The following is a 25,938-nucleotide window of genomic DNA, read 5'->3' on the forward strand; positions in this document are numbered from 1 at the left end:
TCTTTTACACTCTCCAGAGAATCTGCGCAGCGTAGCCCGCACATGCGAGCAGCCAGACGATCGTCAGCGCTTGAAGAAACAGGCGCATGCCAACGGGCTTCACATAGTCCATCCAGATGTCGCGGATACCAACCCACGCGTGATAGAACAGCGACAGCAGCGTGACAAACGTGGCGAGCTTCATCCATTGCGTTGCAAAGATCGAGGCCCAACCGTCATACGAGAAATCGCGCGCGCCGAAGAACCACGCGAGCAGGATCACCGTGTAGACCGCCATGATGCAGGCGGTAATGCGCTGGGCGAGCCAGTCGCGCAGGCCGTAATGTGCGCCGACGACGAGACGCTTCGGACCGATTCGGTTATTAGCTGCCATTTTTTTAGAATGCTCCGAAGAGTTTGAGCGCGAAAGCAATCGTCAGAAGCGACGAAACGACCAGCACCACGATGGAGGTTTGCTTGCCCTTCTCTTTAGTCGTGAGACCGTGGCTCGTGTCCATGAACAGGTGACGGACACCGGCGCAGAAGTGGAACAGGAAGGCCCACGCGAGAACGAGCGTGATGAGCTTGACGATGATGTTGGAGAGGAAGCCCTTGAAGACTTCGAAGCTGAGTTCGGAAGTCAGGCTCTGATCGAAGAGGTACAGCAGGAACGGAAGAAAAACAAAAAGCAGCCCACCGCTTAAGCGATGCAAGATCGACACACGCCCCGCTAGCGGGAGACGGTATGCCGTCAAAATCTGCCCGATACCGATGTTCCGGAATTCCGGCCTCGGTTTTTTTACGGCTTCAGCCATGCTAGACCCCTACTATGTAGTCACACTAATCCGCAATTTTAGCGCCTTTTTATATCGCGCTGCAGCGAAAACCACCACAGGTCCGTTACAGCGTGCGCGATAAAGGCGCCTTCAAACAGGCGCGCGCGTGGGACGCGGCGCCCTTTTTCATCCCGATTCAGCTCAGATCGTTCTGATAGTAATACCCGGTTGTGACATACCAACCACGGCGCACCTCAACCGGCCGGTCTCCATATGTATAGGAGACGCGTTCGACCGACAGCAGCGGAAAACCCGCCGGCACATGCAGCAGGTCAGCGACTGAAGGCTCGGCTGCGACCGCGCGGATCTTCTCCGTTGCGCGGATCATGCGTGTGCCGAATTCCGTCTCGAACATTGCGTAGAGGGGACCTTTATACTCCGACAACCGCTCGAGCGTGAGCCCGCGAAACACCGCGCCGGGCAACCAGATTTCGTCGAGTACGGTGACTTCACCGTCGAACTGCAGCAAGCGCTTGATCAACACCACCGGATCGGCGGGTTTCAGATCGAGTTGCCGGGCGATGTCCGCCGAAGCGCGCAAACGCCGGCATTCAAGCAGGCGGCTGACGTGCGGATGCTCCGCGCCGTCATCGGCCAGTAATCTGAGGAAGCGAAACTGGGCGCGGTCTTCATTGTGCGTTGCAACAAAAGTACCCTTGCCCTGGCGGCGCACCAGCAGGTTATCGGCGGCAAGCTCGTCAATCGCTTTGCGCACTGTTCCCTGACTGACCTTGAATCTGGCCGCCAATTCGACTTCACTAGGAATGATCTCGCCAGGTTTCCATTCGCCGGTTTCGAGGCTCTGCGTAATCAAGCCCTTGATCTGCTGATACAAGGGGCTGAAAGTGGGCGACGTAGCGGGCGTGGCAGCGGATACACCCTCGCCCGTGGCCCCTTGGCCGTTCGGATTCGCGGTGTTCGCCTGGTTCGAAGTCATCCGCGCATTTCATCATAAAGGGCCGGGCCGCGTCTAGGGCTTTCCCCGCAACAGATATGTCTTATATAAGACATAAGATAATGTTGACTTTGTGTCTGACGGCTCCTACACTCCTTGTCGAGCAAGGGTTTGCGGGTTTTTCGGCGGCTGTTTTGCACTGTGCAATACAGCGCCGCAGCGCACCGGCAGCCACTCTGCGCCATGCTGTTCCCACGCAGTCCAGGTTTCGATTCGCCGCCATTCGTTGGTCAGACGCTTGCCGAAACGCGCTGTTTGCAGGAGCCCGCATCGTGCAGCGGCTACCCGGCGCCAAGATGCCCCGCTCCCCGCCCGGCAGTACAGGTTTCCGGCATGGCGGTCTTGCCGTAGCGCGCCGCACAGCCTCGGCACATTCCGAGGCCGTACGCGAACAGTGAATTCCGCCGTGTTTCACAACGCTTCGCTGAACGCGCATATAGAATGGCGTTTTCCCTAGCGTCTAACGCATCGTCCTGGAGATTTCTCAATGGCTAAGCCCGCAAAGCGCGTTGCCGTCACCGGCGCCGCAGGTCAAATCGCTTACTCCCTACTGTTCCGCATCGCCAATGGCGATCTGCTCGGTAAGGACCAGCCGGTTGTCCTGCAACTGCTCGACCTGCCGCAAGCGCAAGGCGCCGTCAAAGGCGTCGTGATGGAACTGGATGATTGCGCATTCCCGCTGCTGTCGGGTGTCGTGATCACTGACGACCCGAAGGTTGCATTCAAGGATGCAGACGTTGCCCTGCTGGTTGGCGCACGTCCGCGTTCGAAAGGCATGGAGCGTAAAGACCTGCTGTCGGCAAACGCCGAAATCTTCACGGTTCAGGGCAAGGCGCTGAACGAAGTCGCGAGCCGCGACGTGAAGGTGCTGGTGGTCGGCAACCCGGCCAATACCAACGCTTACATCGCGATGAAGTCGGCGCCGGATCTGCCGAAGAAGAACTTCACCGCCATGCTGCGCCTGGACCACAACCGCGCGCTGTCGCAACTGGCCGCCAAGTCGGGCAAGCCGGTCGCTTCGATCGAAAAACTGGCTGTGTGGGGCAACCACTCGCCGACCATGTACCCGGACTTCCGCGTTGCAACGGCAGAAGGTCAAGACCTGACCAAGCTGATCAACGACGAAGAATGGAACCGCAACACGTTCATCCCGACCGTCGGCAAGCGCGGTGCAGCAATCATCGAAGCGCGCGGCCTGTCGTCGGCAGCGTCGGCAGCTAACGCTGCAATCGACCACGTGCGTGACTGGGTGCTCGGCACGAACGGCAAGTGGGTCACCATGGGTATCCCGTCGGACGGTTCGTATGGTATTCCGGAAGACATCATCTACGGTGTGCCGGTTACGTGCGAAAACGGCGAGTACAAGCGCGTTGAAGGTCTGGCAATCGACGCGTTCTCGCGCGAAAAGATGGACGGCACGCTGAACGAGCTGCTCGAAGAGCGCGAAGGCGTTCAACACCTGCTCGGCTAAGCGCTAGATGCAGACGAACCGGAACTCCGTGGCTTCATCGCAGCGGGTTCCGGTTTTTTACGTGCGAATGCAGGTACGTCCCACGAAATTGCGGTTCACTTCGCAATTTGTCGTGCCAGTATTCGCCTCTGATTCGAACGCGCTTTGCGTCATGGCGGGCTGATCGCCGAGCAGAGCGCGTCCGAATCCGATTTACCCACCCGACCACCCAGAATCCTGACGCCGAAGATGCGCGCCCTCACACCCGCCGAAGTGCTGTTTGACGGCGAAGTGCCGCCCGCTGTGCTGCCTGCCTGCGATCACTACGCCGGCAGCGAGAAGCTGATGCTGAAATCACTGGCATTGCAGCAGCAGCTCGGCCCGGTGTTCGACATCACGCTCGATTGTGAAGACGGCGCGCAGGTCGGCCGGGAGGCCGAACACGCGGAGCTGGTCGCATCGCTGCTGGGCAGCGAGCATGACCACTTTGACCGCGTCGGTGTGCGGATCCACGACTTCGATCACGCGCACTGGCGTGACGACGTCCGTCTCATTCTGCGGGCCGCAAAGCGAGCGCCCGCCTACATCACCCTCCCGAAGATCCGCAACGTCCCCGATGCCGCCGAAATGGTCGCGTTCATCGAGGCGACGCGGCTTGAGCTTGGCATTGCGCAGCCGGTGCCGGTGCAACTGCTGGTCGAAACGCATGGCGCGTTGACGCGCGTGTTCGATCTGGCTTCGCTCCCCGGCGTCGAGGCGTTGAGCTTCGGCCTGATGGACTTCGTTTCCGCGCACGACGGCGCGATTCCCGATACCGCCATGCGCTCGCCCGGTCAGTTCGATCATCCGCTGGTGCGACGGGCAAAGCTCGAGATTTCGGCCGCCTGCCATGCCTATGGCAAGGTGCCGTCGCATAACGTCAGCACCGAAGTGCGCGACATGAGCGTGGTTGCAAACGACGCCGCCCGCGCCCGCAACGAGTTCGGCTACACGCGCATGTGGAGCATCCATCCGGCGCAGATCGAAGCGATCGTCGCTGCATTTGCTCCGCGCGACGAAGAAATCGTCACTGCTACCGAAATTCTGCTGGCTGCACAGTCGGCGCAATGGGGACCGACGCGCTATCACGACACGCTGCACGACCGGGCGAGCTATCGCTACTACTGGTCAGTGCTACGTCGCGCGCAATCCACCGGCCGCGCCGTCCCGCAAGACGCTGCGCCGCTCTTCACGATAGTGGGCGCTAACGGGCAAGCCGCATGATGAGCACGATGGCCAATGCACCAGCCGGCGTGGCAGCGCTGGGAGGCGCCCTCGCATGGCGCCGTACAAGCGAATCAGAGCAACGTCTCGCGCAGCAGGAAACAGACGTCGAATGCGTGGTTCAAGCGGAAACAATGAGCAGGCACAAAGGAGATTGCGGGAGATGAGCGAGACGACGCAAACCGCCGGTGCACAAGGCGAGAACGAACCTAAAAGCGGCTTCAAACCGAAGAAATCCGTCGCCCTGTCTGGCGTGACGGCTGGCAACACTGCACTCTGCACGGTCGGCAAGACCGGCAACGATCTGCATTACCGCGGCTACGACATTCTCGACATCGCCGGTGCATGCGAATTCGAAGAGATCGCATATCTGCTGGTCCACGAAAAGCTGCCGACGCAGTCCGAGCTGACCGCCTACAAGACGAAGCTCAAGGCGCTGCGCGGATTGCCCGCGAACGTCAAAGCCGCGCTGGAATGGATTCCGGCCGCTGCTCACCCGATGGATGTGATGCGCACCGGCGTGTCGGTGCTCGGCACGGTGCTGCCCGAGAAGGACGACCACAACCTGCCGGGCGCACGCGACATCGCCGACAAGCTGATGGCATCGCTCGGTTCGATGCTGCTGTACTGGTACCACTACTCGCACAACGGCAAGCGCATCGAAGTCGAAACCGATGACGATTCGATCGGTGGCCACTTCCTGCACCTGCTGCACGGTGTGGAACCGTCGAAGGCATGGGTCGACGCGATGCATGTGTCGCTGAACCTGTACGCCGAGCATGAATTCAACGCGTCGACGTTCACCGGCCGCGTGATCGCAGGCACGGGTTCGGATATCTACTCGGCGATTACCGGTGCAATCGGTGCATTGCGCGGCCCGAAACACGGTGGCGCGAACGAAGCCGCGTTCGAGATCCAGTCGCGCTATCAGACGCCTGATGAGGCCGAAGCCGATATCCGCCGTCGTGTCGAAAACAAGGAAGTGGTGATCGGTTTCGGTCACCCGGTGTACACGATCTCCGACCCGCGCAACAAGGTCATCAAGGAAATCGCGAAGAAGCTGTCGAAGGAAGCGGGCAACCTGAAGCTGTTCAATATCGCCGAGCGACTTGAAACAGTGATGGCAGAAGTGAAAAAGATGTTTCCAAATCTCGACTGGTTCAGCGCCGTTTCGTATCACATGATGGGCGTGCCGACGGCGATGTTCACCCCGCTGTTCGTGATCTCCCGCACGGCAGGCTGGAGCGCGCACATTATCGAGCAGCGGATCGACAACAAGATCATCCGTCCGAGCGCAAATTACACCGGTCCCGAGAATTTGAAGTACGTGCCGCTAAATAGGAGAAAATAGCGGTCGCTGTGCGCTTTCATAGCGCGTGCAGTTCAACCCTCGCGGTCGCCAGGACCGGTAGCCCGCGTACTGTTCAACTGAAATTAGATAGAAAGGTTCTCCTCCATGAATAAGCTGTTGATTGCCGCCGTAATCGGCGCTTTGTCCACGACGATGCTGACCGTTGCGACGGACGCCGCTGCACAAACCACCACCACGCCGGCTGCCAAGGCTGTGCCGAAGAAGCCGCAACCGAAACGCCTGATCAAGCGCAAGGCCAATCCGGCCAAGGAAGCGAAGGTTGATCCGGTACCGGAAGGCGCGGAAAAGTGGTCGTGCAACGAAGGTCTGGCATTCGACCTGAAGGGCGACATGAAGCGTGACCAGATCGTCACGGTTCACTGGGCGAACAAAAACTACAATCTCCCGCGCGAAGCGACCACCACGGGCGCAGACCGCTTCCACGACGCAGCAACGGGTATGGACCTGGTCGTGATCCCGACGAAGGCGATGTTGTTCTCGGATAAGGACAGCTCGCGTCTGGCCGACGAGTGCAAGACGGCAGCCATGGTGCAAGGCGCACCGGCCCCGACGCAATCGAACGCGATCAACAAGACCAACTAATCCGTTACATCAGGAAAGCTCCCCGATGTCCGCTCCGATTTCCAACGTGCGACCCGACCCGGACCCAGTCCTGGTCGATATCGTCGATTACGTACTGGATTTCCCGATCGACAGCACGCTCGCGCTGGACACCGCGCGTAACTGCCTGATCGATACGCTCGGTTGCGGACTCGAGGCGCTCACCTACCCGGCCTGCACCAAGCTGATGGGACCGATCGTGCCGGGCACGATCGTCCCCAACGGCGCGAAGGTGCCGGGCACATCGTTCCAGCTAGACCCGGTTCAGGCCGCCTTCAACATCGGCGCAATGATCCGCTGGCTGGACTTCAACGACACATGGCTGGCCGCCGAATGGGGCCATCCGTCGGATAACCTCGGCGGAATTCTGGCGACGGCCGACTGGCTTTCGCGCAGTGCCATCGCAGCGGGCAAGAAGCCGCTGACGATGAAAGACGTGTTGATCGGCATGATCAAGGCGCACGAAATTCAAGGCTGTATCGCGCTCGAAAACTCGTTCAACAAGGTCGGGCTCGATCATGTGTTGCTGGTAAAGCTGGCGTCGACCGCTGTGGTCGGCCAGATGATCGGTTTGACGCGCGATGAGTTGATCAACGCCGTATCGCTGGCGTTTGTCGATGGACATGCGCTGCGCACCTACCGTCACGCGCCGAATACCGGCTCGCGCAAGTCGTGGGCCGCGGGCGATGCGACTTCGCGCGCCGTGCGTCTCGCGCTGATCGCGAAAACCGGCGAGATGGGCTATCCGTCGGTGCTGACCGCGAAGACGTGGGGCTTTTACGATGTCCTGTTCAAGGGCAATGCGTTCAAGTTCCAGCGCCCGTACGGCTCGTACGTGATGGAAAACGTGCTGTTCAAGATCTCATTCCCGGCTGAATTCCACGCGCAGACGGCGGTGGAAGCGGCGATGACGCTTCATGCGCAACTCAATGCAGCAGGCAAGCGCGTGGAAGACATCAAGAAGATCACGATCCGCACCCACGAAGCCGCGATCCGCATCATCGATAAGAAAGGTCCCCTGAATAATCCGGCCGACCGCGATCACTGCATTCAATACATGATCGCCGTGCCGTTGATCCATGGCCGCCTGACGGCCGCGGATTATGAAGATTCGATCGCGCAGGACGCGCGTATCGATGTGCTGCGCGCCAAGATGGAGTGTGTCGAAGACGCGCAGTTCACGAAGGATTACCACGATCCGGAGAAGCGTTCGATCGCCAATGCACTGACGGTCGAATTCAACGACGGGTCGACGTTCGACGAAGTTGTAGTCGAATACCCGATCGGTCACAAGCGTCGTCGCGAAGACGGGATTCCGTTGCTGGTCGAGAAGTTCAAGACCAACCTCGCGCGCCGCTTTCCGGTCAAGCAACAACTGGCGATTCTCGATGTGTCGCTGGATCAGGCAAGGCTCGAAGCCATGCCGGTCAATGAATACGTCGATTTGTACGTCATCTAGTTAAGTACTGTAGTTCCGCGATCAAACCAAGGAAAACACCATGGCCCACAACCTCCACAAAACGCTCAAGGAATTCGACAGCGGTTCCGGCAAAGGCAAGTTCTACTCCCTGCCGCAACTCGGCAAGGCACTGAACATCAAGATCGACCGCCTGCCGGTTTCGATCCGTATCGTGCTGGAATCGGTGCTGCGTAACTACGACGGCAAGAAGATCGCCGAAGAACACATCGAGCAACTCGCGAACTGGAAGCCGACCGCTGCGCGCGTCGACGAAATCCCGTTCGTCGTGTCGCGCGTCGTGCTGCAAGACTTTACCGGCGTGCCGCTGCTCGCCGACATCGCTGCAATGCGCGGTGTCGCGAAACACATGGGCAAGGATCCGAAGTCGATCGAACCGCTGGTCCCGGTTGATCTGGTGGTCGATCACTCGGTGCAGATCGATCACTTCCGCGAAAAGAACGCGCTCGATCTGAACATGAAACTGGAATTCCAGCGCAACAACGAGCGCTACCAGTTCATGAAGTGGGGCATGCAGGCATTCGACACGTTCAAGGTCGTGCCGCCGGGCGTCGGTATCGTTCACCAGGTGAACCTGGAATACCTCGCACGCGGCGTGCACAAGAAGGCCGAAGGCGCGGACACCGTGTACTACCCGGATTCGCTGGTCGGCACCGACAGCCACACCACCATGATCAACGGTATCGGCGTGGTGGGCTGGGGCGTGGGCGGTATCGAAGCTGAAGCCGGCATGCTCGGCCAGCCGGTGTACTTCCTGACGCCGGACGTGGTAGGCGTCGAACTGAAGGGCAAGCTGCGCGAAGGTCTGACGGCGACCGACCTGGTCCTGACCGTGACCGAACTGCTGCGCAAGGAAAAGGTTGTCGGCAAGTTCGTCGAGTTCTTCGGCGAAGGCACGAAATCGCTGTCGCTGCCGGATCGCGCGACGATCGGCAACATGGCGCCGGAATACGGCGCAACCATGGGCTTCTTCCCGGTCGACGAAAAAACCATCGACTACTTCAAGGGCACGGGCCGCACCGACGCAGAAATCTCCGCCTTCGAAAACTACTTCAAGGCGCAGGGTCTGTTCGGTATTCCGAAGGCTGGCCAGATCGACTACACCAAGGTCGTCACGCTGGATCTCGGCACGGTGACGCCGTCGCTGGCAGGTCCGAAGCGCCCGCAAGACCGTATCGAAATCGGTCACGTGAAGTCGACCTTCAGCGACCTGTTCTCGAAGCCGGTGGCAGAAAACGGCTTTGCGAAGAAGTCGGAAGACCTCGACGCGCAATACACGACGAGCAACGGCGTCGACGTGAAGAACGGCGACATCCTGATCGCCGCGATCACGTCGTGCACGAACACGTCGAACCCGAGCGTGCTGCTGGCTGCTGGTCTGCTGGCGAAGAAGGCTGTCGAAGCTGGCCTGACGGTCGCGCCGCACATCAAGACGTCGCTGGCGCCCGGATCGCGCATCGTCACGGAATACCTGACGAAGACCGACTTGATGAAGTACCTCGACAAGCTCGGTTTCACGCTGGCCGCTTACGGTTGCACGACCTGTATCGGTAACGCGGGCGACCTGACGCCGGAACTGAACGAAGCGATCACGAAGAACGACATCGTCGCGGCTGCGGTGCTGTCGGGCAACCGTAACTTCGAAGCGCGTATTCACCCGAACATCCGCGCGAACTTCCTGGCCTCGCCGCCGCTGGTTGTGGCTTACGCGATCGCCGGCAACATCACGCGCGACCTGATGACCGAACCGGTCGGCAAGGGCAAGGGCGGCAAGGACATCTATCTGGGCGACATTTGGCCGACCAGCGAAGAAGTCAACGAGCTGCTCAAGTTCGCGCTGGACGCAGATGCGTTCCGCAAGAACTACGCGTCGCTGACCAAGAAGGGCGACCTGTGGAGCAAGATCGAAGGCGAAGAAGGTCAAGTCTACGACTGGCCGAAGTCGACGTACATCGCTGAGCCGCCGTTCTTCGGCAAGGACTTCTCGATGACACCGGCCGACAGCATCGCTCCGGTCAAGGGCGCACGCGCACTGGGCATCTTCGGTGACTCGGTCACGACCGACCACATCAGCCCGGCAGGCTCGATCAAGGAAGACTCGCCGGCAGGCAAGTGGCTGAAGGCAAACGGCGTGCAGAAGGCCGACTTCAACAGCTACGGCTCGCGCCGCGGCAACCACGACGTGATGATGCGCGGCACGTTCGCGAACGTCCGGATCAAGAACCTGATGATCCCGGTGAAGGCAGACGGCACGCGCGTTGAAGGCGGCCTGACGATTCACCAGCCGAGCGGTGAGCAAGAGTCGATCTATGACGCAGCGATGAAGTACATCGACGCGGGCACGCCGACGGTTGTGTTTGCGGGTGAAGAGTACGGTACGGGCTCGTCGCGTGACTGGGCTGCGAAGGGTACGCAACTGCTGGGCGTGAAGGCTGTGGTTGCTCGCAGCTTCGAGCGGATTCACCGTTCGAATCTGGTCGGCATGGGCGTTCTGCCGCTGCAGTTCAAGGGCTCGGATAGCGTGCAATCGCTCGGTATTACCGGCGAAGAAACGTACGACATCGAAGGCCTGGGCGCTGACTTCAAGCCGCAGCAAGAAGTGACGCTGGTGATTCGCGGTAAGGACGGCAAGGAGAAGCGCGTCGCCGTGCTGCTGCGTATCGATACGCCGATCGAAGTGGACTACTACAAGCACGGCGGGATTCTGCCGTTCGTGTTGCGTTCGCTGCTGGCTGCTTAAGGTATCAGGTAACGCATGCAATAACTGCAAGCTGTTTTGCAGGTGCTGCGTCCTTGTGGAAGGACGCAGCCGATTTGAGAGCCCGGCTTTGGCCGGGCTTTTTTTATTTGCCGCTACGGTCCGTGTGGAAGGCGGCGGGATCGTCGGTGATACGGCGCTGGGTCATGTGGGTGTTCCAGTCGACGCCACCCGAGACCGGTACGGTGGCGCGCGTGGTGACATGCGCGCGTGACTGCTTGGCCCAGTTGAGCAACGCTGCGCGGTCGACTGTGTCGTTTTCGGCCGACGGACGCGTGGTCCATTCTGGCTGTTTCGACACGGCAGGCCCCGCGGCTGGGCGAACGGCACGGCTCAGCGCGAGCCGCTCGTTGACATGCCCTTCGGTCATACGTGCGACCGCGACTTTGCGTTCCGTCTTTGCTAGGCGGGTCATCGTGGCTTCGCGAGTGGACGCTCGCGCGGTCGGCTGCTGCACAGTGTGCTGCGACAACTGCGCGCGCTTGCTTCGAGGTGTCGTCACCGGAGCAGTGTCGTCGCGCATCGCGGCGCTGGCCGGCGCCCCCGTTGACCCAGCATAGCTTGCGATGGAAGGTGCTGGCACGACATCTGCCGCCGCATAGCGCGTTGCTGAGCTTGCGGACGGCGGCGCTGCAACGGGGCTTGGCGCAACTGCCTTTGACACCGCGCTGGCTACCGAAGGCACACTCCCCGAAATCGTCTGCGTCTCTTCAACTCCCAACTGAGCCAGCTTAATCGGTTCTTGCGAATCGACAACGGGCGGACTGATGACCGCCGGCACAACGGGCGGTCTCGAGGCCAGTTCGCTCGCCCTGTTGGCGTCTCGCATCGCGCATGTCGCCAGCAACCAGGCCAGCGCAATGCCGCAACCTACGAAGATCGCCCCACCGAGTATGTGGTCCGAACGGGACGAGCGCGGACGCGCCCTGCCTGCCTCAAGGTAGCGCTTTGCTTCAGCCATCGCCACGTCAAAACGGTGGGAATCCACCCGTTGCTGCGGCACTTTATAGAACAAAAGCTTCGCGCCCGGAGGAAACGGACCGGGTCGTGCCTGTTGCGGCCGGCGTTGCACTGCGTCCTGCATCGCCTGTTGTGCTTCGGTTTGAGCGATGGGTTGGGGGGCGCGTTGCGTTGCGTCTTGTGCCGCGGCTCGCGCGGTACGTCGTCGCGAGCCGAAAGGCGGCGGCAAGCCGTCGAATGGGCGCGGTTTCGGAATCGCCAGCGCGCCTTCGATCAAGGCCAGAGGTCGGTTCATCGTATGGTGCTCCGGTATGGGTCGATCGCCGTGTCGAGTTGCGTGACCAAGGTCCTGCCGCGTTCGATGAGCAAGTCGATTGCACCGGTCTCGTGCTCCGGTGCCGCACTAGCGCTCCGTAGCGCGTCCATCAGACTGCCTGCACCGACGAGGCCCACGGCCCCACTCAATCTGTGCAGCAAGGTGCGTAGCTCATCGATGTCATGCTGGCGATGCAAGCCGCTCAGGCGCTCCAGATCGTCCGTCATCGAACGACGCCAGGCATTCAGAAATGTGTGGAGGTTGATACCCTCTTCCGACAACGCGTCGAGATAGCGACGTTCGAAGGGTTCAGATGAGGTGCTCGTGGCAACGTCCCGCGACTGGGCGGCAATGGCGAACAGGGATGCCTGAGCGTTGCTCGTCAATTCCGCGGAGGGCCCCCATTGCTCGACGCTGAACGGCGCACTGAAGCTCACACGAGTGGAGGACTTTGAGTCGCTCGCGACTGAAAGTTCGCCTTGCATACGCTGCGCGAGTATTTGGCAAAGCGACAAGCAAGCATCGAGGTTGGCGCACCATTCTCCGGCGAACGCTAGATCACCGCTCGGCCCGAAAAGTGGCTGTTGTGCAACGTGAACAGCATCACTTCCGGTATCCATCAATTTGATAGAAATACGCTGCGAGCCCGCATTCAACAGGTCCGCCTGCACAACGACGGCAATTTCTCCCAGCGTATTGAGTTGGATCGTACGGTTTAGCAGGTGGAAGAAAATCTGACCGAGCCGCGCGCTATCGGCAAGTATCAGCGTCGCCACCGTTTGGTCAACGCTCACGCTCGGATGCAAGCCTCGCTGCGCAGCGGCCGGAGCCAACAGCGCGATGACACCGTCGATGACTTCTCGCGGATTCGTCACGCTTTCGTCGAGAACAATGGCGCGGGACTCCAGAGGCGAAATATCCAGCAGATCGTGAAGCGTTTGGGCCCACGTGCGCATCGCGGATCGGATCACCAACGCTTGCGCGCGTTGAGCGGAAGGCATGGCTGCGGTTCCGAGCGATTCAAGCAGACCCGTTACGGCGGTCAAAGGAGCTTCTGCATAGAGGCGCATCGCGCCGAGCAGCCAGAGCCGCTCCTGCTTTGCGGCGGCACTTGCCTGGATGGACGCCTCGACACGTGCAGCCTGTTCCCGCGCTTCGGCTGCATCGCACCGGCGCGCCCATTCATCTTCAGCGCGACGCCATTTCTCAGCAGCGCGCCTCAGCGCCGCGCGAAACAAGCACGCACCGGCAAGCGCTACGACCGCGGGGGCCGCGAGCGCCAATAGCCACGTTTGCCGATCGATCTCGGTATCACGTGCGCCCGTTGCCGGTTGGCCCGTGACATAGCGACTATCGGTCGAAGCAAGCGCAAAAGGCGCGCTGGCTGCAGTCTCGCTGCGCGAATGAGTGCGGTTGGCCGGTTGCCCGAGTTGTGCCACTGCATCTCGCGCAGCCAACACTACAGCCGGACGCGAATTGCTGGCGAGTAGTCCCCGTGGTGCGCCGTCGGCTACCAATGTCGCGTTGGCCCGTAGCGAGAACATACACAGCAGCGCAAACGCACAAAGACCGCCCAACACCGCCGCAAAGCGGATCGACGTGAGTCCCGCATTCTGTGAGATACGCGACGCACGACTACGCGTGTCCGCTGAAGAACCAAGCCGGCCCATTTTATTCATAGCCCGCAAAACTCAGTCGATCAGTCTGTGCAACGTCGCGAACTCGATTAGCGCGGCCAACGACGACAGCCCAAGCTTTTCCTGAATGCGACTCTTGTACGTGCTCACGGTCTTGTCGCTCATAAACAGCGTGTCTCCAATCGTCTTGTTCGACATACCCTTTGAAAGCATCTGCAGAATCACGAGCTCCTTATCCGATAACAGGGTGAGTCTGTCTTCCTCTTTTGCATCACCGGTATTGGACGACAACCCACGGCCGCCGGGGATTACAGGAAACACGGTATACCCCGCCAACACCGCCTCTACGCCGCGCATAATCTCCTTCATTTCCTGCGACTTGGCAACGAAACCTTGCACGCCGGAGCGCATTGCTCGCGGCGCAAATATAACGGGATCCTGACCTGACAACACCAGCATGCGCATCGACGGATGTGCAAGCTTGAGCCGAGGGATTACATCAAGCCCGCTGATACGTGGAATATCGAGATCAAGTATCGCGAGTTTCGGCGTGTGCTGACGGGCCAATTCGACGGCCGTTTGCCCGTTATCGGCTTCGATCACCTCTTCGACGCCAAGCAGTTGCATAAGCTGCATCTTGATGACCAGTCGAAATGCCGGGTGATCATCGATAACTAGAATAGTAGACATATATTGGATTCCTCATTAAAACACCCCTTGCCACGTCAATTCTTACCACCCGTAATCTCGAAATCTGCATCGATCGAGGAGAGACGTTATGCGCCCTGAGAACGAGAAGACAGGACACCGGTGAATATTTCTGCCTGACGTGCACACAAACGTAGTTCTGCCTCACGACAAGAAACTGCAGGGAATGGAGATTACGGAGAGCTCTTAGCGGAGCCGGGATACAACATGAGCGAGTCGAAATATCGACCAGCCGCGCGACGTCGGCATCCGTTGATACCGACGGTCATTCTCAAAGCGCGTGCACGCTATGATGCAGCGAGCACAAATTCGATCTCGACGCGCCGGTTTGGCTCAAGACACCGCACCAGTTCGTCGCGTTTTGTTTGCTGGCAGGTGACCAACTGATTCGCACTGCCTTGGCCTTGCGCGGTCATCGGCAATGTCACGCCGTGGGTGCGCAGATACTGCCTGACCGTGTGCGCACGCTGCAAAGATAGACTCTGGTTGTAGGCATCGCTGCCGAGGCGGTCGGCAAACCCCGTGATCTTTAGCTCGCGTACGGCGGGAACCTGCTTCAAGCCTGTCACCACGTCGTCGAGATGTCGCTTGCCAGCCGGCAGGATCGCAGCCTCGCTGCCACCGTCGAAACGGAACAGAGAGTCGGCCCGCAGCGTAATCTTTTGAGGCGCCTGCGCTGTGGGTGCCGGTGCAGGCGTCTGCTTCGCTTGCAAGCATTGCAGCGCCGTTTCCGCCGACTTCCGCAAGTTATCCTGAACCTCGGGCAAACGCTTTTCAGCGGCGGAGAACCTACGCGCCCACGCGTCATGCCCTGCGTGCAACAGTTCGACTTCGGCACATGCAAGGGGTTGTTGTGCTTGGGGACACTGGGCGAAGGCAGGATCACCCTTGATGGTATTGACGATCTTCCACAGATCAGGGCGCACGGTGGACACCGTGCGTAAGACCGGGTTAGCAGCGGACAACGGCGTGCCATTTTCGAGGCTGATCGTCAGCATCGCCGCCTGGCCGATAGCTTCCTCGACAAAACCCCACTGGTCATGTGCGCGCCATTCCTGCTGTCCGGCATCGATCCAGCACTGAGCCTTCGCACGAAAATAACTGCTCTTGTCACCGGGCAATGTGTCCAGCTTCTGTTGCAGGGAAGCAAGCGCCTCGCCGCCGCTCCTGATTGGCGCATAGGTGCTGAACCATTGAGGCGTCGGTGCGCCAGCAGCCGCGTCTTGTGTCACGCCGACGCCCGTCTTCAGAACGGTCGGATCTTCGATACCCAGCCGGTCTCGTGCGACCTGCCCCGCGCAACCCGACAATGCCAGTGCACATGCGAGAAGCGTTAACTGAAATTTCATGGAATCCCTGCGAAGAACGCATTCACTTTTAAGAAGTTTTGAGTATGAAGAGGCGCAAAGCGACATGGAATGGGAAGATTCCTAGAGTTCTGTCAGATGGACAGGTCATCTTTGATACGGATTGCACACAGGAACGTCCATCTTGAATTTAACTAACTCATCAATTAACCTGAATTGATGAACCCGACACGTTCTCCCCTGAAACCACTCGGCCGCCGCCCCGCCGTCGAGGACTTCGATGTGCGAGAACATCTGCTCGACACCGCGACGCGGCTCTTTTCCGAATGCGGCATCGCGGCCACGACGGTCGCGCAGATCGCGAGCGAAGCGGGCGTCACGTCGGCACTGGTCCATTACTACTTCACGAATCGCGAAAAGCTGCTTGACGCAGTGGCCGACGAGCGGCTCGCCCCTGCGGCGGAATTCGTCTGGCGCCCGGCCGTTGAAGACGCCGCGGGCGATCCCTTCGCGCTGGTTCACGAATTCGTCGCGCGCCTCTTTGACGTGACGGACCGCATGCCCTGGTTGCCGCCGCTCTGGCTGCGCGAGATCGTCAACGAAGGCGGCCTGCTGCGTGAACGAATGATGCGACGCATCCCGTTCGACAACATCAAGCGCTTCGGTAGCCGCGTTGCACACGCTCAGCGGGACGGCACCGTCAATGCCAACCTGGAAGCGATGTTGCTATTCAATTCCATTCTGGCGCTCGTGATGCTGCCGCTCGCCACGGCAAAGATCTGGCAGAGCGCGCGAGGCCTGCCCGTCATCGAGCGCGATGCGTTGCGCCGGCATGTGATCGCACTGCTGATCGGCGGCATGCAGCCAGCCCCACATGCGGCATCGGCGCCAGCACACGCACGAGCACGAGCACGAGCACGAGCACAGCAGCAGCCGAAGCCTCCATCAGGACGCCGCAGCCGCAAAGACACAGGAACAGGGAGCCCGTCATGAGTCGTCCGTTCAGCGCCTGCGTTTGTCTGCTGCTCGCGGCGATGGCTCTCGCAGCCTGCTCGCATCGCGACAACAATGTCTATCAAGGCTACATCGAGGGGGAGTTTGTGTATCTCGGCTCGTCGCAGTCCGGCAAGCTGGCGCAGTTGGCGGTCGCACGAGGACAGACCGTTGACGCAAGCGCACCTGTATTCACGCTCGAATCCGAGGACGAGACTGCCGCATTACAGCAGGCACAACAGCAACTCGCTGCGGCACGCGCACAGCTAGCCGATATCCAGACCGGCAAGCGCCGTCCCGAAGTGAACGTCACCAAAGCGCAACTCGCTCAAGCCGTCGCCAATGCGCGCAAGGCGGCGTTGCAACTCACGCGCGATGAAGCGCAGTACCGCGCAGGCGGCATTCCAAAAGCGCAGCTCGACGATTCGCGCGCCAACGCGGACGCCACCGCCGCGCAGGTCCGCGAACTCAGCAACCAGGTGGATGTCGCTTTGCTTCCCGGCCGTTCGCAGCAAATCACTGCGCAGAGCGCGCAGATCGAGGCCGCTCAAGCCGCCGTCGTCCAAGCTCAATGGAAGCTCGACCAGAAGCGCGTCAACGCGCCGGCGGAAGGACTCGTCTACGACACGCTGTATCGCGTCGGCGAGTGGGTTCAGGCTGGCAATCCTGTCGTACAGATGCTGCCACCGCAGAACGTGAAAGTACGCTTCTTCGTACCGGAGACCGTGGTCGGCAAGCTCGCACCAGGCCGTGCGCTTTCCATTCATTGCGACGGTTGCGCCGCCGACGTCCCGGCGAAAATTACGTACATATCGAGCGAAGCCGAATACACACCGCCGGTGATCTACAGCAACGAGAACCGCGCGAAACTGGTGTTCATGGTCGAAGCCCACCCTTCCGCCGCCGATGCAGTCAAGCTGCACCCCGGTCAACCCGTTGCGGTGAGCCTGCAATGAACCAGCCCGCACCGCAACCTGCGCAATACGCGATCGACGTGCACAAGCTCAACAAGCACTTCGGCGATAAACATGTCGTGAACGACGTGACGTTGCAGGTCGCACGCGGCGAGATTTTCGGCTTTCTTGGACCGAACGGCAGCGGCAAGACCACCTCGATCCGTCTGATGTGCGGGCTGCTCACGCCCGACTCAGGCAGCGGCACCTGTCTCGGTTACGACATAGTTCGCGAGAGTGCGCAGATCAAGCGCAACGTCGGCTATATGACGCAACGCTTCTCGTATTGGGACGACCTGACGATTCGCGAGAACCTCGACTTCGTCGCCCGCATTTATCAGATGGCGAACCGGCGCGAAGCGGTTGACCGCTCGCTCGAATCGCTCGGTCTGCAAAGCCGTGCGGATCAGTTGACCGGCGCGTTGTCCGGCGGCTGGAAGCAGCGGCTCGCGCTTGCAGCCTGCATGCTGCACGAGCCTCAGTTGCTGTTACTCGACGAACCGACCGCGGGCGTCGATCCGAACGCACGCCGCGAATTCTGGGAAGAGTTGCATCGCCTCGCCGCGCGGGGCATTTCGGTTCTGGTCAGCACGCATTACATGGATGAGGCCGAGCGCTGTCATAAGCTCGCGTACATCGCGTACGGCAAGCTGCTCGCGCAAGGCACTTCGAAGGACGTGATCGAATCGCAAAATCTCGCGACCTGGACCATCTACGGCGAGCACCTGAGCAAACTGTCGGAACAGTTGCGCAAGACGCCCGGCGTCGATCAGACCGTCGTATTCGGCTCCGCGCTGCACATCAGCGGTATCGACCATGCCGCGCTCGAAACCGCCATCAGACGCGCGACCGAGGGCACGGCGCTGCGCGCCGAGCGCATCGAAACCGGGCTTGAAGACGTGTTCATCTACTTGATGGGCCACTCCACCGACAACTACGGAGCGCAACCGTGAGCACGCGCACCCTGTTCTCGCTGTCGCGCTGGTGGAGCATCGTGCTCAAAGAGTTTTTGCAGTTAAAGCGCGATCGGATCACGTTCGCGATGATCGTCGGCCTGCCGATCATTCAGCTCACGCTGTTCGGTTTCGCGATCAATACCGACCCAAAGCATCTGCCTACCGCTGTCATCATCGGCGACGACAGTACGTTTTCGCGCAGCTTCATCGCCGCGATGAAGAACTCCGCCTATTTCGACATCGTCGAAACCTTGCCCAACGAGGAGGCCGGCCGCCGCTCTCTTACCCAAGGCCGAGTGCAATTCGTGTTGTCGGTGCCGGTGGATTTTTCGAAACGTCTGTTGCGCGGCGAACGCCCTTCGCTGCTGGTCGAAGCCGATGCGACCGATCCCACCGCGACGAACACCGCGCTCGCGGCGCTGCCGGGCCTTGTGCAACCGGTCGCGGACAAAGACATCACCGGCGCGCTCGCTCACCTGAATGGCACTCCGGCCGCTTGCGACGTCCAGGTGCACCGCCTCTACAACCCTGAAGGCATCACACAATACAACGTAGTGCCGGGTCTGATGGGCGTGATCCTGACGATGACGATGGTGATGATGACCGGCCTCGCGATCACGCGCGAACGCGAGCGTGGCACGATGGAAAACCTGCTCTCCACACCTGTGCTGCCGATCGAAGTGATGACCGGCAAGATCGTGCCTTACGTAATGATCGGGCTGGTGCAGGCGTCGATCATTCTGACTGCGGCGCGCTTCGTGTTCGATGTGCCGTTCGCAGGTAGCCTGGTGGCGATCTATCTTGCTGCGCTGCTGTTTATCGCGGCGAATCTGACGGTCGGCATCACGCTTTCGTCGATTGCGCAGAATCAGTTGCAGGCGATGCAACTGACCGTGTTCTATTTTCTGCCGAGCCTGTTGCTGTCGGGTTTCATGTTTCCGTTTGCCGGGATGCCAGGCTGGGCGCAATTCATCGGCAATCTACTGCCGCTCACATATTTCAACCGGTTGGTTCGCGGCATTCTGCTCAAAGGAAACGACTGGGCCGACCTGTGGCCGTCGGTGTGGCCCGTGGCGCTGTTCATGGTCGTCGTGATGGGCATCGCGCTGCGCTTTTACCGGCGCACGCTCGACTAGGAGGACCGGTCGATGAAACCGCTCGCTTTCTTGTCCGTCGTCGCGCTGTGCGGTTGCGCGGTCGGGCCGGATTTTCAACCACCGGCGGCGCCGGACACGCAAACCTATACACGTGAAGCGCAACCTGCTGCCACAGTCGCAGCCAGCGGTGTGGCTGGAGCATCGCAAGCATTTATCGCGGCTGAGCATGCAACACCAATGTGGTGGAAGCAGTTTCAATCCGATGCGCTAGACCGTCTCGTCGAGCAAGCCCTGCAACAGAGCCCCACGCTCACGCAAGCCCGCGCGAAGCTGATTGAGGCACGCGAAAACTACAATGCGCAATTCGGCGCGACTGCATTCCCGGCTGTCGATGCGACCGTATCCGGCGTGCGGCAGCGGGTCGATATCGCGGCGTTCGGCATTCCGAATGTGCCCAATCAGGGGCCGTTTACGCTTTACAACGCGTCGGTCAGCGTGTCCTATGCGCTCGATATTTTCGGCGGTAATCGCCGGGCGCTGGAAGCGCTCATGGCACAAGTCGACTATCAGTCGTTCGAATTCGAAGCGGCGCGGCTCTCGCTCGCAGGCAATGTGGTTTCGACTGCGATTCGACGCGCGTCTTTAAAGCAGCAGACCGCCTTGACGCAGCGCCTCGCGGACACCCAGGCCCAGCAACTCAAGATCACCGAAGAGCGGTTTGCGGCAGGCGGTGTCTCGCAACTCGACGTGCGCAGCCAGCGCACGCTGCTCTCGCAGACCCGTGCGTCGTTGCCACCACTCGCGACACAACGTGCGCAGACCGACCACCAACTCGCGATCCTGCTTGGCATGCCGCCGTCGAAGGCGGACTTCGCAGACCTGACGCTCGATTCGCTGCATCTGCCAGATACGTTGCCGCTCACATTGCCATCGACGCTCGCGCGCGAACGGCCGGACATTCGTGCTTCGGAAGCGTTATTGCATCAAGCGAGCGCGAATGTCGGCGTGGCGACGGCAAATCTGTATCCGCAATTTTCCATCTCGGCGGGGATCGGTTCGGAACGCACGAACATTCAGGACGTGGTCAGCGGGCTGAATATCTGGAACTTCGGCCTCACTCTGACGCAACCGATTTTCCGCGGCGGCGAATTGCGCGCGAAGAAGCGTTCTGCACAGGCGGCTTATGATGCGGCGCTCGCTGACTATCAGCAGACGGTGCTGCAGGCGCTGCAGCAGGTTGCGGACACGCTGACAGCGCTGCAGGACGACGCGCACGAACTGCAGGCTCGCGACGAGGCTGCCCAACAGGCGCACGCGAGCCTGGATATCGCACAAGCGCAGTATGCGGCGGGCGGTGTTAGTCAGTTCGGCCTGCTCGATACGCAGCGTCAGGTGTTGCAAACCGCACTAGACCGAACTCGCGCGCAAGCGGACCGGTTCGCCGACACGGCGGCGCTGTTTCAGTCGCTGGGTGGGGGTTGGCAAGCAGTCGCTACTTCAACGCCGTAGTCACCCCATCCGATGCGGCTGTATTGCGTCAGTCGCCGGGTGACGGGTAGCAGGCTGCGACCATTTTAACGCCGTAGCCATCTCATCCGATACGGCTGCGTTGCTTCGGTCACTGGGTGGCGGGTCGCAGGTTACGGCGACTTTAACGGCGTATCGATCCCACTCCGCCGCACTGCCGTTACGCCGCCACCGCCCGCGCTGCATTCCTCCCACGCAGCCATTCCAGCGCAAGCAACAGGCACGTCGAGAACACGATCAAAATCGTAGCCAATGCCGCGATAGTCGGGCTGATGTTCTCGCGAATACCGGTGAACATCTGACGCGGCAGGGTGGTTTGATCCGCTCCAGCCAGGAACAGCGTCACGACCACTTCGTCAAACGACGTAGCGAACGCGAACAGCGCGCCCGAAATCACGCCCGGCGCGATCACCGGCAACGTGATGCGAAAGAACGTCTTCACCGGATTCGCCCCCAGCGACAAGCTCGCGCGCACCAGGTTGTAGTTAAAGCCTTGCAACGTCGCCGCCACCGTCGTCACCACAAACGGCACGCCGAGCGACGCATGCGCGAGAATCAGCCCAATATACGTATTCGCCAGTCCAAGCGGCGCAAAAAACAGATACATGCCGACGCCGACCACCACCACCGGCACGATCATCGGCGAAATCAGAACCGCCATCAGCAAAGCCTTGCCGCGGAAATTCGCTTTGGTCAGGCCGATCGCCGCCAACGTGCCGAGCACCGTCGCCACGACAGTTGCCGAAGGCGCGACGATAAAGCTGTTCTTCGCCGCCATGCGCCATTCATCGGACCCGATCAGGTTCGCATACCAGCGCAGCGACCAGCCCGGGATCGGATACACGAGGAACGTGCTGGACGAAAACGACAACGGCACAATCGCCAGCACCGGCAGGATCAAATACAGCAGCGTCAGCACGGCAAGCGCGCGCAACGCGAAATACCACACGCGCTCGATCAAGGACGTATGCGGCGCAAACAAGGGCTTGGCAAGTTTCATCGCGAGTAAGCTCCGTTCAGCCAATCAGCCGAGGCTCAGGGACGAACGCGTGAAGCGTCCATAGATGACATACAGCACAAGCGTCGCGGCAAGCAGCAAACCGCCGAGCGCACACGCCATACCCCAATTGATCGTCACGTTGGTAAAGTACGCGACGTAGTAGCTGACCATCTGATCATTCGGTCCACCGAGCAATGCCGGCGTGATGTAGTAGCCGATCGCGAGAATGAACACAAGTAGTGCGCCCGCCCCGATGCCCGGATAAGTTTGCGGCACATAAACACGCCAGAACGCGGCGAACGGATGACTGCCAAGCGAGATCGCGGCGCGCTGATAGGTCGGCGGGATCGACTTCATCACGCTATACAGCGGCAGGATCATGAACGGCAGCAGAATGTGCGTCATCGAGATGTACACGCCCGTGCGGTTGAACAGCAGCGACAACGGATCGTGCAAAATGCCGCTCGCAATCAGCGCCTTGTTCACCAGCCCTTCGCTTTGCAGAATCACGATCCATGCGGCCACGCGTACGAGGATCGAAGTCCAGAACGGAATCAGCACGAGGATCATCACCAGATTCGCGCGGCGATCGGAGAGCGTCGAAATCCAGTAAGCAAGCGGGTAACCGAGCAGCAGCGCAAAGAATGTCACGACTGCGCCGATTACGAAGGTGCGGCTGAATACGTGGAGATAAATCTGTTGATCCGGATCCGTCTCGATGATGTGACCGAATCCGTCCTGCTTGTGGTCCAAAGAAGCCAGTAGATAAAACGGCGAGTAGGCACCGGAATTCTTCGCGATCGCCTGCCAGTAAGCGACGTTGTTCCAGCGTTCGTCGAGTTCGACGAACTTAGCGTGCATCTGGGCCGGCGTGAGCGTCAACGGCTTGCTGTTGTCGTCGACGAACGGCATCGCGTGAGCCGACTTTGCGACCAGCGAGCGATAGCCTGGAATTTCCACGTTCAACCGTCGCGCCAGCGCGCCCATGCCATCGCTATCGGCAATCGCCGTCAGATCCACGGCCAGTGCAGAGTATGCGGCGTCAGGCGGCAGTGCCTTGCGATCCCAACCGCTCAACGCATTCAGCGTGTGCGGCAGGGCGTTCATCACTTCCGGATTCTGCGCGGCCCGAGTCAATAGCGCACCGATCGGCACGACAAAAATCAGCAGCAGAAAAATGGCGAGCGGTGCAATCAGCAACAGCGCCATCGCGCGCTTCTTTGCTTCTGCGGCCTTTAGTTCTCGCTTAAGTCGAACATTCGACTCAGGCGTCGAATCGGCGGCGATCGTCATCGTAGTCACACCTCGTCTCCTCGATCCGGAGTTAGCGCTTTGGCTGTCGGCAGGAGTTAGCGCTTTAGCGCTTACTCCTGCCCCATGCAAAAGCCCTTACCCCGATCCCATGCATCCGGCCGCTCGCGTACATCGCGAAGACACGCGTTTGCGTTTGTTTCATTGCATTGATGCGGCGCGGCTTCACCATAAAAGCCGCGCCTTCTCACACCCGGCTAATTACTTCGAAGCCCACGACGAAAAACGTTGCTCCAACTCATCGCCATGGTCGGTCCAGAACGAGAGGTTCTGCAGCACCGCGTTCTTGCCGTTAGCCGGCGAATTCGGCAGATTGGACAGCGTCTTCGGATCGAGCGCCTTGATGGCCGCCACGTTCACCGGACCATACGCAATGTTGTGCGCGTAGTCCTGCTGCGGCTTCGACGAAATCGAATAGGCGATGTACTTCTCTGCCAGCGCCTTGTTCGGCGTGCCCTTCGGAATCGCCCAGTAGTCGAGGTCGTAAATGCTGCCGTTCCACACCACCTTGAGGTTCTTGCCTTCCTTCTGTGCGGCATCGATACGGCCGTTGTACGCAGTGGACATCACCACGTCACCCGCGACCAGGAATTGCGGCGGCTGCGCGCCCGCTTCCCACCACTGAATATTCGGCTTCAGTTCGTCGAGCTTCTTGAACGCGCGGTCCTGACCTTCCTTGGTGGCAAGCACCTTGTAGACGTCCTTCGGCGGCACGCCGTCGGCCATCAGCGCGAATTCGAGGTTGTAACGCGCGCCCTTGCGCATCGCGCGCTTGCCCGGGAATTTCTTCACGTCCCAGAAGTCGGCCCAGCCGGCCGGCGCGGTTTTCAGCTTGTCGGCGTTGTACGCGAGTGCCGTCGACCACACGAAGAAGCCCACGCCGCAGGTTTGCGGCGCTTCCGGAATCAGATCCGTCTTCTTGCCGATCTTCGACCAGTCGAGCTTCTCATACAGCCCTTCGTCACAACCACGGCCGATGTCGCCCGACTCAACTTCCACCACGTCCCAATTCACATGCTTCGCTTCGACCATCGCCTTCACTTTGGCCTGCTCGCCGTTGTATTCGACCGCGGTCACTTTATTGCTGGTTTGCGTCTCGAACGGCTGGTTGAATGCGACCTTTTGCGCGTCGCCATTCGCACCGCCGAAATTGACGACCGTCAGCTCGGCTGCATTGACTTGCGCGGCGCCCAGCGCGAGCGCCACAGCACCGACAGCGATGGCGCAGCGCGATTTCCCGATCTTGCTCATGGTGTGTTGCTCTCCTTTGGTGGTGTGCTTCAAGCTACGTACAGTGCGACTTGTTATGTGCTGCTTAGGTGAACTGCTTCTTTTGTCTGCGTCGAACGACCTACGACCCGCGCAGTGCACGCGCTCACGCGCCTGCAAACACCCGCAGATGCTCGGGCGCAAACTCGAGCGCGACGGGCGCGCCAGGTGCGAAGGTTTCGAGTGCATCGGTGCCGAGCGGCACCTTCACGAAGCACTCGTCCTGCTCCGGCAGACCACAGCGCATCCGCACGTGGTCGCCGAAATAGATCAGCCCGCGCGCTTCGCCGCTTAGCGCATTAGCGCCAGGCCGTGACACGCCGTTGGCGAGTTTCATACGCTCAGGACGGATACACGCGACCGCCGGCGTACCCGCCCGCGCGCCGCCTATATTGCGTCCCGTAAGCCGTGTGCCGTCAATCAGATGAAACTCGCAGTACTCGCCGTCGACGTTCGCGATCGTGCCGCGCAGCTTGTTGCTGTCGCCGATGAAGTTCGCGACGAACTCGTTGCACGGCGATTCATAGAGACGATCCACGGTATCGAGTTGCTGCACGATGCCTTTATCGAACACGGCGACACGGTCGGACATGGTCAGCGCTTCGCCCTGGTCGTGCGTGACGTACACGAACGTCACGCCAAGCTTCTCGTGCAATGATTTAAGTTCGTACTGCATGTGTTCGCGCAACTGCTTGTCGAGTGCGCCGAGCGGCTCGTCCATCAGCACGAGCTTCGGCTCGAACACGAGCGCCCGCGCCAAGGCAATACGTTGCTGCTGGCCACCGGAAAGCTGCGCCGGGTAACGCTTGGCGAAGCCTTCCATGCGCACCATCTTCAGCGCATTATTCGTGCGATGCGCACGCTCTTCCGCCGACAGTTTGCGCACCGTGAGCGGATACGCGACGTTCTGCTCGACCGTCAGATGCGGAAACAGCGCGTAGTTCTGAAACACCATGCCGATGTTGCGCTTATGCGGCGGCACGGTATTGAGCAGCGTGCCGTCGAGCCAAATCTCACCGCCGGTGGGAAATTCGAACCCCGCCAGCATCATCAGACATGTGGTTTTCCCTGATCCGGACGGCCCGAGCAGCGTCAGGAATTCGCCCTGATAGATATCCAGATCGAGTTGTTTGACGACCAGCGTTTCGCCGTCGTACGTCTTGCGCACACCCCGAAAGCTGACGATCACGTCATCGGTTTTCATCGCACTAGTC

22 protein-coding genes are annotated in these 25,938 nt (G+C 60.3%); 11 read left to right on the top strand and 11 right to left on the bottom strand.

Annotation, left to right across the window (positions count from 1 at the left end):
• Positions 1 to 4 precede the first annotated feature (4 nt).
• The 3 genes from sdhD to FSO04_RS01105 form a co-directional block, all read right to left on the bottom strand.
• On the bottom strand, positions 5 to 373 hold the full coding sequence (gene sdhD, locus FSO04_RS01095; RefSeq protein WP_063498406.1) for a succinate dehydrogenase, hydrophobic membrane anchor protein: 369 nt from the start codon (positions 371 to 373) through the stop codon (positions 5 to 7).
• Positions 374 to 377: 4 nt separating this feature from the next.
• Positions 378 to 794, bottom strand: coding sequence for a succinate dehydrogenase, cytochrome b556 subunit (gene sdhC, locus FSO04_RS01100; RefSeq protein WP_054034790.1), 417 nt, complete (start codon positions 792 to 794; stop codon positions 378 to 380).
• Positions 795 to 951: 157 nt separating this feature from the next.
• On the bottom strand, positions 952 to 1,752 hold the full coding sequence (locus FSO04_RS01105; protein ID WP_154557954.1) for a GntR family transcriptional regulator: 801 nt from the start codon (positions 1,750 to 1,752) through the stop codon (positions 952 to 954).
• 505 nt (positions 1,753 to 2,257) lie between these two features.
• Between FSO04_RS01105 and FSO04_RS01110 the strand changes: the two genes are divergently transcribed.
• The 6 genes from FSO04_RS01110 (at position 2,258) to acnA (ending at position 10,672) form a co-directional block, all read left to right on the top strand.
• On the top strand, positions 2,258 to 3,241 hold the full coding sequence (locus FSO04_RS01110) for a malate dehydrogenase (RefSeq protein WP_154557955.1): 984 nt from the start codon (positions 2,258 to 2,260) through the stop codon (positions 3,239 to 3,241).
• Positions 3,242 to 3,469: 228 nt separating this feature from the next.
• Entirely contained in the window at positions 3,470 to 4,483 is a 1,014-nt protein-coding gene (locus FSO04_RS01115) for an HpcH/HpaI aldolase/citrate lyase family protein (protein WP_154557956.1), read from the top strand.
• A gap of 163 nt (positions 4,484 to 4,646) precedes the next feature.
• A complete protein-coding gene (gene prpC, locus FSO04_RS01120; RefSeq protein WP_154557957.1) occupies positions 4,647 to 5,834 on the top strand; it encodes a bifunctional 2-methylcitrate synthase/citrate synthase in 1,188 nt (395 codons plus the stop codon).
• A gap of 105 nt (positions 5,835 to 5,939) precedes the next feature.
• Positions 5,940 to 6,437 (top strand): hypothetical protein, encoded by a 498-nt coding sequence (locus FSO04_RS01125; protein WP_154557958.1) that lies wholly within the window; start codon positions 5,940 to 5,942, stop codon positions 6,435 to 6,437.
• Between the two features lie 25 nt (positions 6,438 to 6,462).
• Positions 6,463 to 7,914, top strand: coding sequence for a bifunctional 2-methylcitrate dehydratase/aconitate hydratase (locus FSO04_RS01130; RefSeq protein ID WP_154557959.1), 1,452 nt, complete (start codon positions 6,463 to 6,465; stop codon positions 7,912 to 7,914).
• A gap of 40 nt (positions 7,915 to 7,954) precedes the next feature.
• A complete protein-coding gene (gene acnA, locus FSO04_RS01135) occupies positions 7,955 to 10,672 on the top strand; it encodes an aconitate hydratase AcnA (protein WP_154557960.1) in 2,718 nt (905 codons plus the stop codon).
• Between the two features lie 103 nt (positions 10,673 to 10,775).
• Here the strand turns inward: acnA and FSO04_RS01140 are convergent, their stop codons facing one another.
• The 4 genes from FSO04_RS01140 to FSO04_RS01155 all read right to left on the bottom strand — a co-directional run bounded on the left by FSO04_RS01140 (position 10,776) and on the right by FSO04_RS01155 (position 15,660).
• Entirely contained in the window at positions 10,776 to 11,945 is a 1,170-nt protein-coding gene (locus FSO04_RS01140; RefSeq protein WP_154557961.1) for a hypothetical protein, read from the bottom strand.
• Positions 11,942 to 13,645, bottom strand: coding sequence for a sensor histidine kinase (locus tag FSO04_RS47340; protein WP_233464697.1), 1,704 nt, complete (start codon positions 13,643 to 13,645; stop codon positions 11,942 to 11,944). The genes FSO04_RS01140 and FSO04_RS47340 overlap by 4 nt, the downstream gene beginning before the upstream one ends.
• Before the next feature lie 12 nt (positions 13,646 to 13,657).
• On the bottom strand, positions 13,658 to 14,293 hold the full coding sequence (locus FSO04_RS01150) for a response regulator transcription factor (protein ID WP_154557962.1): 636 nt from the start codon (positions 14,291 to 14,293) through the stop codon (positions 13,658 to 13,660).
• 305 nt (positions 14,294 to 14,598) lie between these two features.
• The gene (locus FSO04_RS01155; protein WP_154557963.1) at positions 14,599 to 15,660 is read right to left on the bottom strand and encodes an OmpA family protein; all 1,062 of its coding nucleotides are present in this window, start codon (positions 15,658 to 15,660) and stop codon (positions 14,599 to 14,601) included.
• Positions 15,661 to 15,837: 177 nt separating this feature from the next.
• On the opposite strand from FSO04_RS01155, the gene FSO04_RS01160 reads away from it, so the two are divergent.
• From FSO04_RS01160 to FSO04_RS01180, 5 genes are read left to right on the top strand one after another with little or no spacing between them, the layout of a single operon-like run.
• Positions 15,838 to 16,611 carry a TetR/AcrR family transcriptional regulator gene (locus tag FSO04_RS01160; protein WP_154557964.1) on the top strand — a complete coding sequence of 258 codons (774 nt, stop codon included), beginning with the start codon at positions 15,838 to 15,840 and terminating at the stop codon, positions 16,609 to 16,611.
• On the top strand, positions 16,608 to 17,567 hold the full coding sequence (locus FSO04_RS01165; protein WP_154557965.1) for an HlyD family secretion protein: 960 nt from the start codon (positions 16,608 to 16,610) through the stop codon (positions 17,565 to 17,567). Before FSO04_RS01160 ends, FSO04_RS01165 begins: the two co-directional genes overlap by 4 nt.
• On the top strand, positions 17,564 to 18,517 hold the full coding sequence (locus tag FSO04_RS01170; protein WP_154557966.1) for an ABC transporter ATP-binding protein: 954 nt from the start codon (positions 17,564 to 17,566) through the stop codon (positions 18,515 to 18,517). Before FSO04_RS01165 ends, FSO04_RS01170 begins: the two co-directional genes overlap by 4 nt.
• Positions 18,514 to 19,656 carry an ABC transporter permease gene (locus FSO04_RS01175; protein ID WP_168435520.1) on the top strand — a complete coding sequence of 381 codons (1,143 nt, stop codon included), beginning with the start codon at positions 18,514 to 18,516 and terminating at the stop codon, positions 19,654 to 19,656. The genes FSO04_RS01170 and FSO04_RS01175 overlap by 4 nt, the downstream gene beginning before the upstream one ends.
• 12 nt (positions 19,657 to 19,668) lie before the next feature.
• Entirely contained in the window at positions 19,669 to 21,126 is a 1,458-nt protein-coding gene (locus FSO04_RS01180) for an efflux transporter outer membrane subunit (protein WP_154557967.1), read from the top strand.
• A gap of 178 nt (positions 21,127 to 21,304) precedes the next feature.
• On the opposite strand, the gene FSO04_RS01185 is transcribed toward FSO04_RS01180, so the two are convergent.
• From FSO04_RS01185 to FSO04_RS01200, 4 genes are all read right to left on the bottom strand, one after another.
• A complete protein-coding gene (locus FSO04_RS01185; RefSeq protein ID WP_154557968.1) occupies positions 21,305 to 22,144 on the bottom strand; it encodes an ABC transporter permease in 840 nt (279 codons plus the stop codon).
• A gap of 24 nt (positions 22,145 to 22,168) precedes the next feature.
• The gene (locus tag FSO04_RS01190; RefSeq protein ID WP_154558027.1) at positions 22,169 to 23,437 is read right to left on the bottom strand and encodes an ABC transporter permease; all 1,269 of its coding nucleotides are present in this window, start codon (positions 23,435 to 23,437) and stop codon (positions 22,169 to 22,171) included.
• A 219-nt stretch (positions 23,438 to 23,656) separates the two neighbouring features.
• A complete protein-coding gene (locus FSO04_RS01195; RefSeq protein ID WP_154557969.1) occupies positions 23,657 to 24,706 on the bottom strand; it encodes an ABC transporter substrate-binding protein in 1,050 nt (349 codons plus the stop codon).
• Between the two features lie 124 nt (positions 24,707 to 24,830).
• On the bottom strand, positions 24,831 to 25,928 hold the full coding sequence (locus FSO04_RS01200) for an ABC transporter ATP-binding protein (protein ID WP_154557970.1): 1,098 nt from the start codon (positions 25,926 to 25,928) through the stop codon (positions 24,831 to 24,833).
• Between the last annotated feature and the right edge of the window lie 10 nt (positions 25,929 to 25,938).

The organism is Paraburkholderia madseniana (genome assembly GCF_009690905.1).
Classification (GTDB): domain Bacteria; phylum Pseudomonadota; class Gammaproteobacteria; order Burkholderiales; family Burkholderiaceae; genus Paraburkholderia; species Paraburkholderia madseniana.

Coding starts and splice junctions, on each gene's coding strand:
- sdhD (WP_063498406.1), bottom strand. CDS start 373: ATGGCAGCTAATAACCGAATCGGTCCGAAGCGTCTCGTCGTCGGCGCA.
- sdhC (WP_054034790.1), bottom strand. CDS start 794: ATGGCTGAAGCCGTAAAAAAACCGAGGCCGGAATTCCGGAACATCGGT.
- FSO04_RS01105 (WP_154557954.1), bottom strand. CDS start 1,752: ATGACTTCGAACCAGGCGAACACCGCGAATCCGAACGGCCAAGGGGCC.
- FSO04_RS01110 (WP_154557955.1), top strand. CDS start 2,258: ATGGCTAAGCCCGCAAAGCGCGTTGCCGTCACCGGCGCCGCAGGTCAA.
- FSO04_RS01115 (WP_154557956.1), top strand. CDS start 3,470: ATGCGCGCCCTCACACCCGCCGAAGTGCTGTTTGACGGCGAAGTGCCG.
- prpC (WP_154557957.1), top strand. CDS start 4,647: ATGAGCGAGACGACGCAAACCGCCGGTGCACAAGGCGAGAACGAACCT.
- FSO04_RS01125 (WP_154557958.1), top strand. CDS start 5,940: ATGAATAAGCTGTTGATTGCCGCCGTAATCGGCGCTTTGTCCACGACG.
- FSO04_RS01130 (WP_154557959.1), top strand. CDS start 6,463: ATGTCCGCTCCGATTTCCAACGTGCGACCCGACCCGGACCCAGTCCTG.
- acnA (WP_154557960.1), top strand. CDS start 7,955: ATGGCCCACAACCTCCACAAAACGCTCAAGGAATTCGACAGCGGTTCC.
- FSO04_RS01140 (WP_154557961.1), bottom strand. CDS start 11,945: ATGAACCGACCTCTGGCCTTGATCGAAGGCGCGCTGGCGATTCCGAAA.
- FSO04_RS47340 (WP_233464697.1), bottom strand. CDS start 13,645: ATGAATAAAATGGGCCGGCTTGGTTCTTCAGCGGACACGCGTAGTCGT.
- FSO04_RS01150 (WP_154557962.1), bottom strand. CDS start 14,293: ATGTCTACTATTCTAGTTATCGATGATCACCCGGCATTTCGACTGGTC.
- FSO04_RS01155 (WP_154557963.1), bottom strand. CDS start 15,660: ATGAAATTTCAGTTAACGCTTCTCGCATGTGCACTGGCATTGTCGGGT.
- FSO04_RS01160 (WP_154557964.1), top strand. CDS start 15,838: ATGAACCCGACACGTTCTCCCCTGAAACCACTCGGCCGCCGCCCCGCC.
- FSO04_RS01165 (WP_154557965.1), top strand. CDS start 16,608: ATGAGTCGTCCGTTCAGCGCCTGCGTTTGTCTGCTGCTCGCGGCGATG.
- FSO04_RS01170 (WP_154557966.1), top strand. CDS start 17,564: ATGAACCAGCCCGCACCGCAACCTGCGCAATACGCGATCGACGTGCAC.
- FSO04_RS01180 (WP_154557967.1), top strand. CDS start 19,669: ATGAAACCGCTCGCTTTCTTGTCCGTCGTCGCGCTGTGCGGTTGCGCG.
- FSO04_RS01185 (WP_154557968.1), bottom strand. CDS start 22,144: ATGAAACTTGCCAAGCCCTTGTTTGCGCCGCATACGTCCTTGATCGAG.
- FSO04_RS01190 (WP_154558027.1), bottom strand. CDS start 23,437: ATGACGATCGCCGCCGATTCGACGCCTGAGTCGAATGTTCGACTTAAG.
- FSO04_RS01195 (WP_154557969.1), bottom strand. CDS start 24,706: ATGAGCAAGATCGGGAAATCGCGCTGCGCCATCGCTGTCGGTGCTGTG.
- FSO04_RS01200 (WP_154557970.1), bottom strand. CDS start 25,928: ATGAAAACCGATGACGTGATCGTCAGCTTTCGGGGTGTGCGCAAGACG.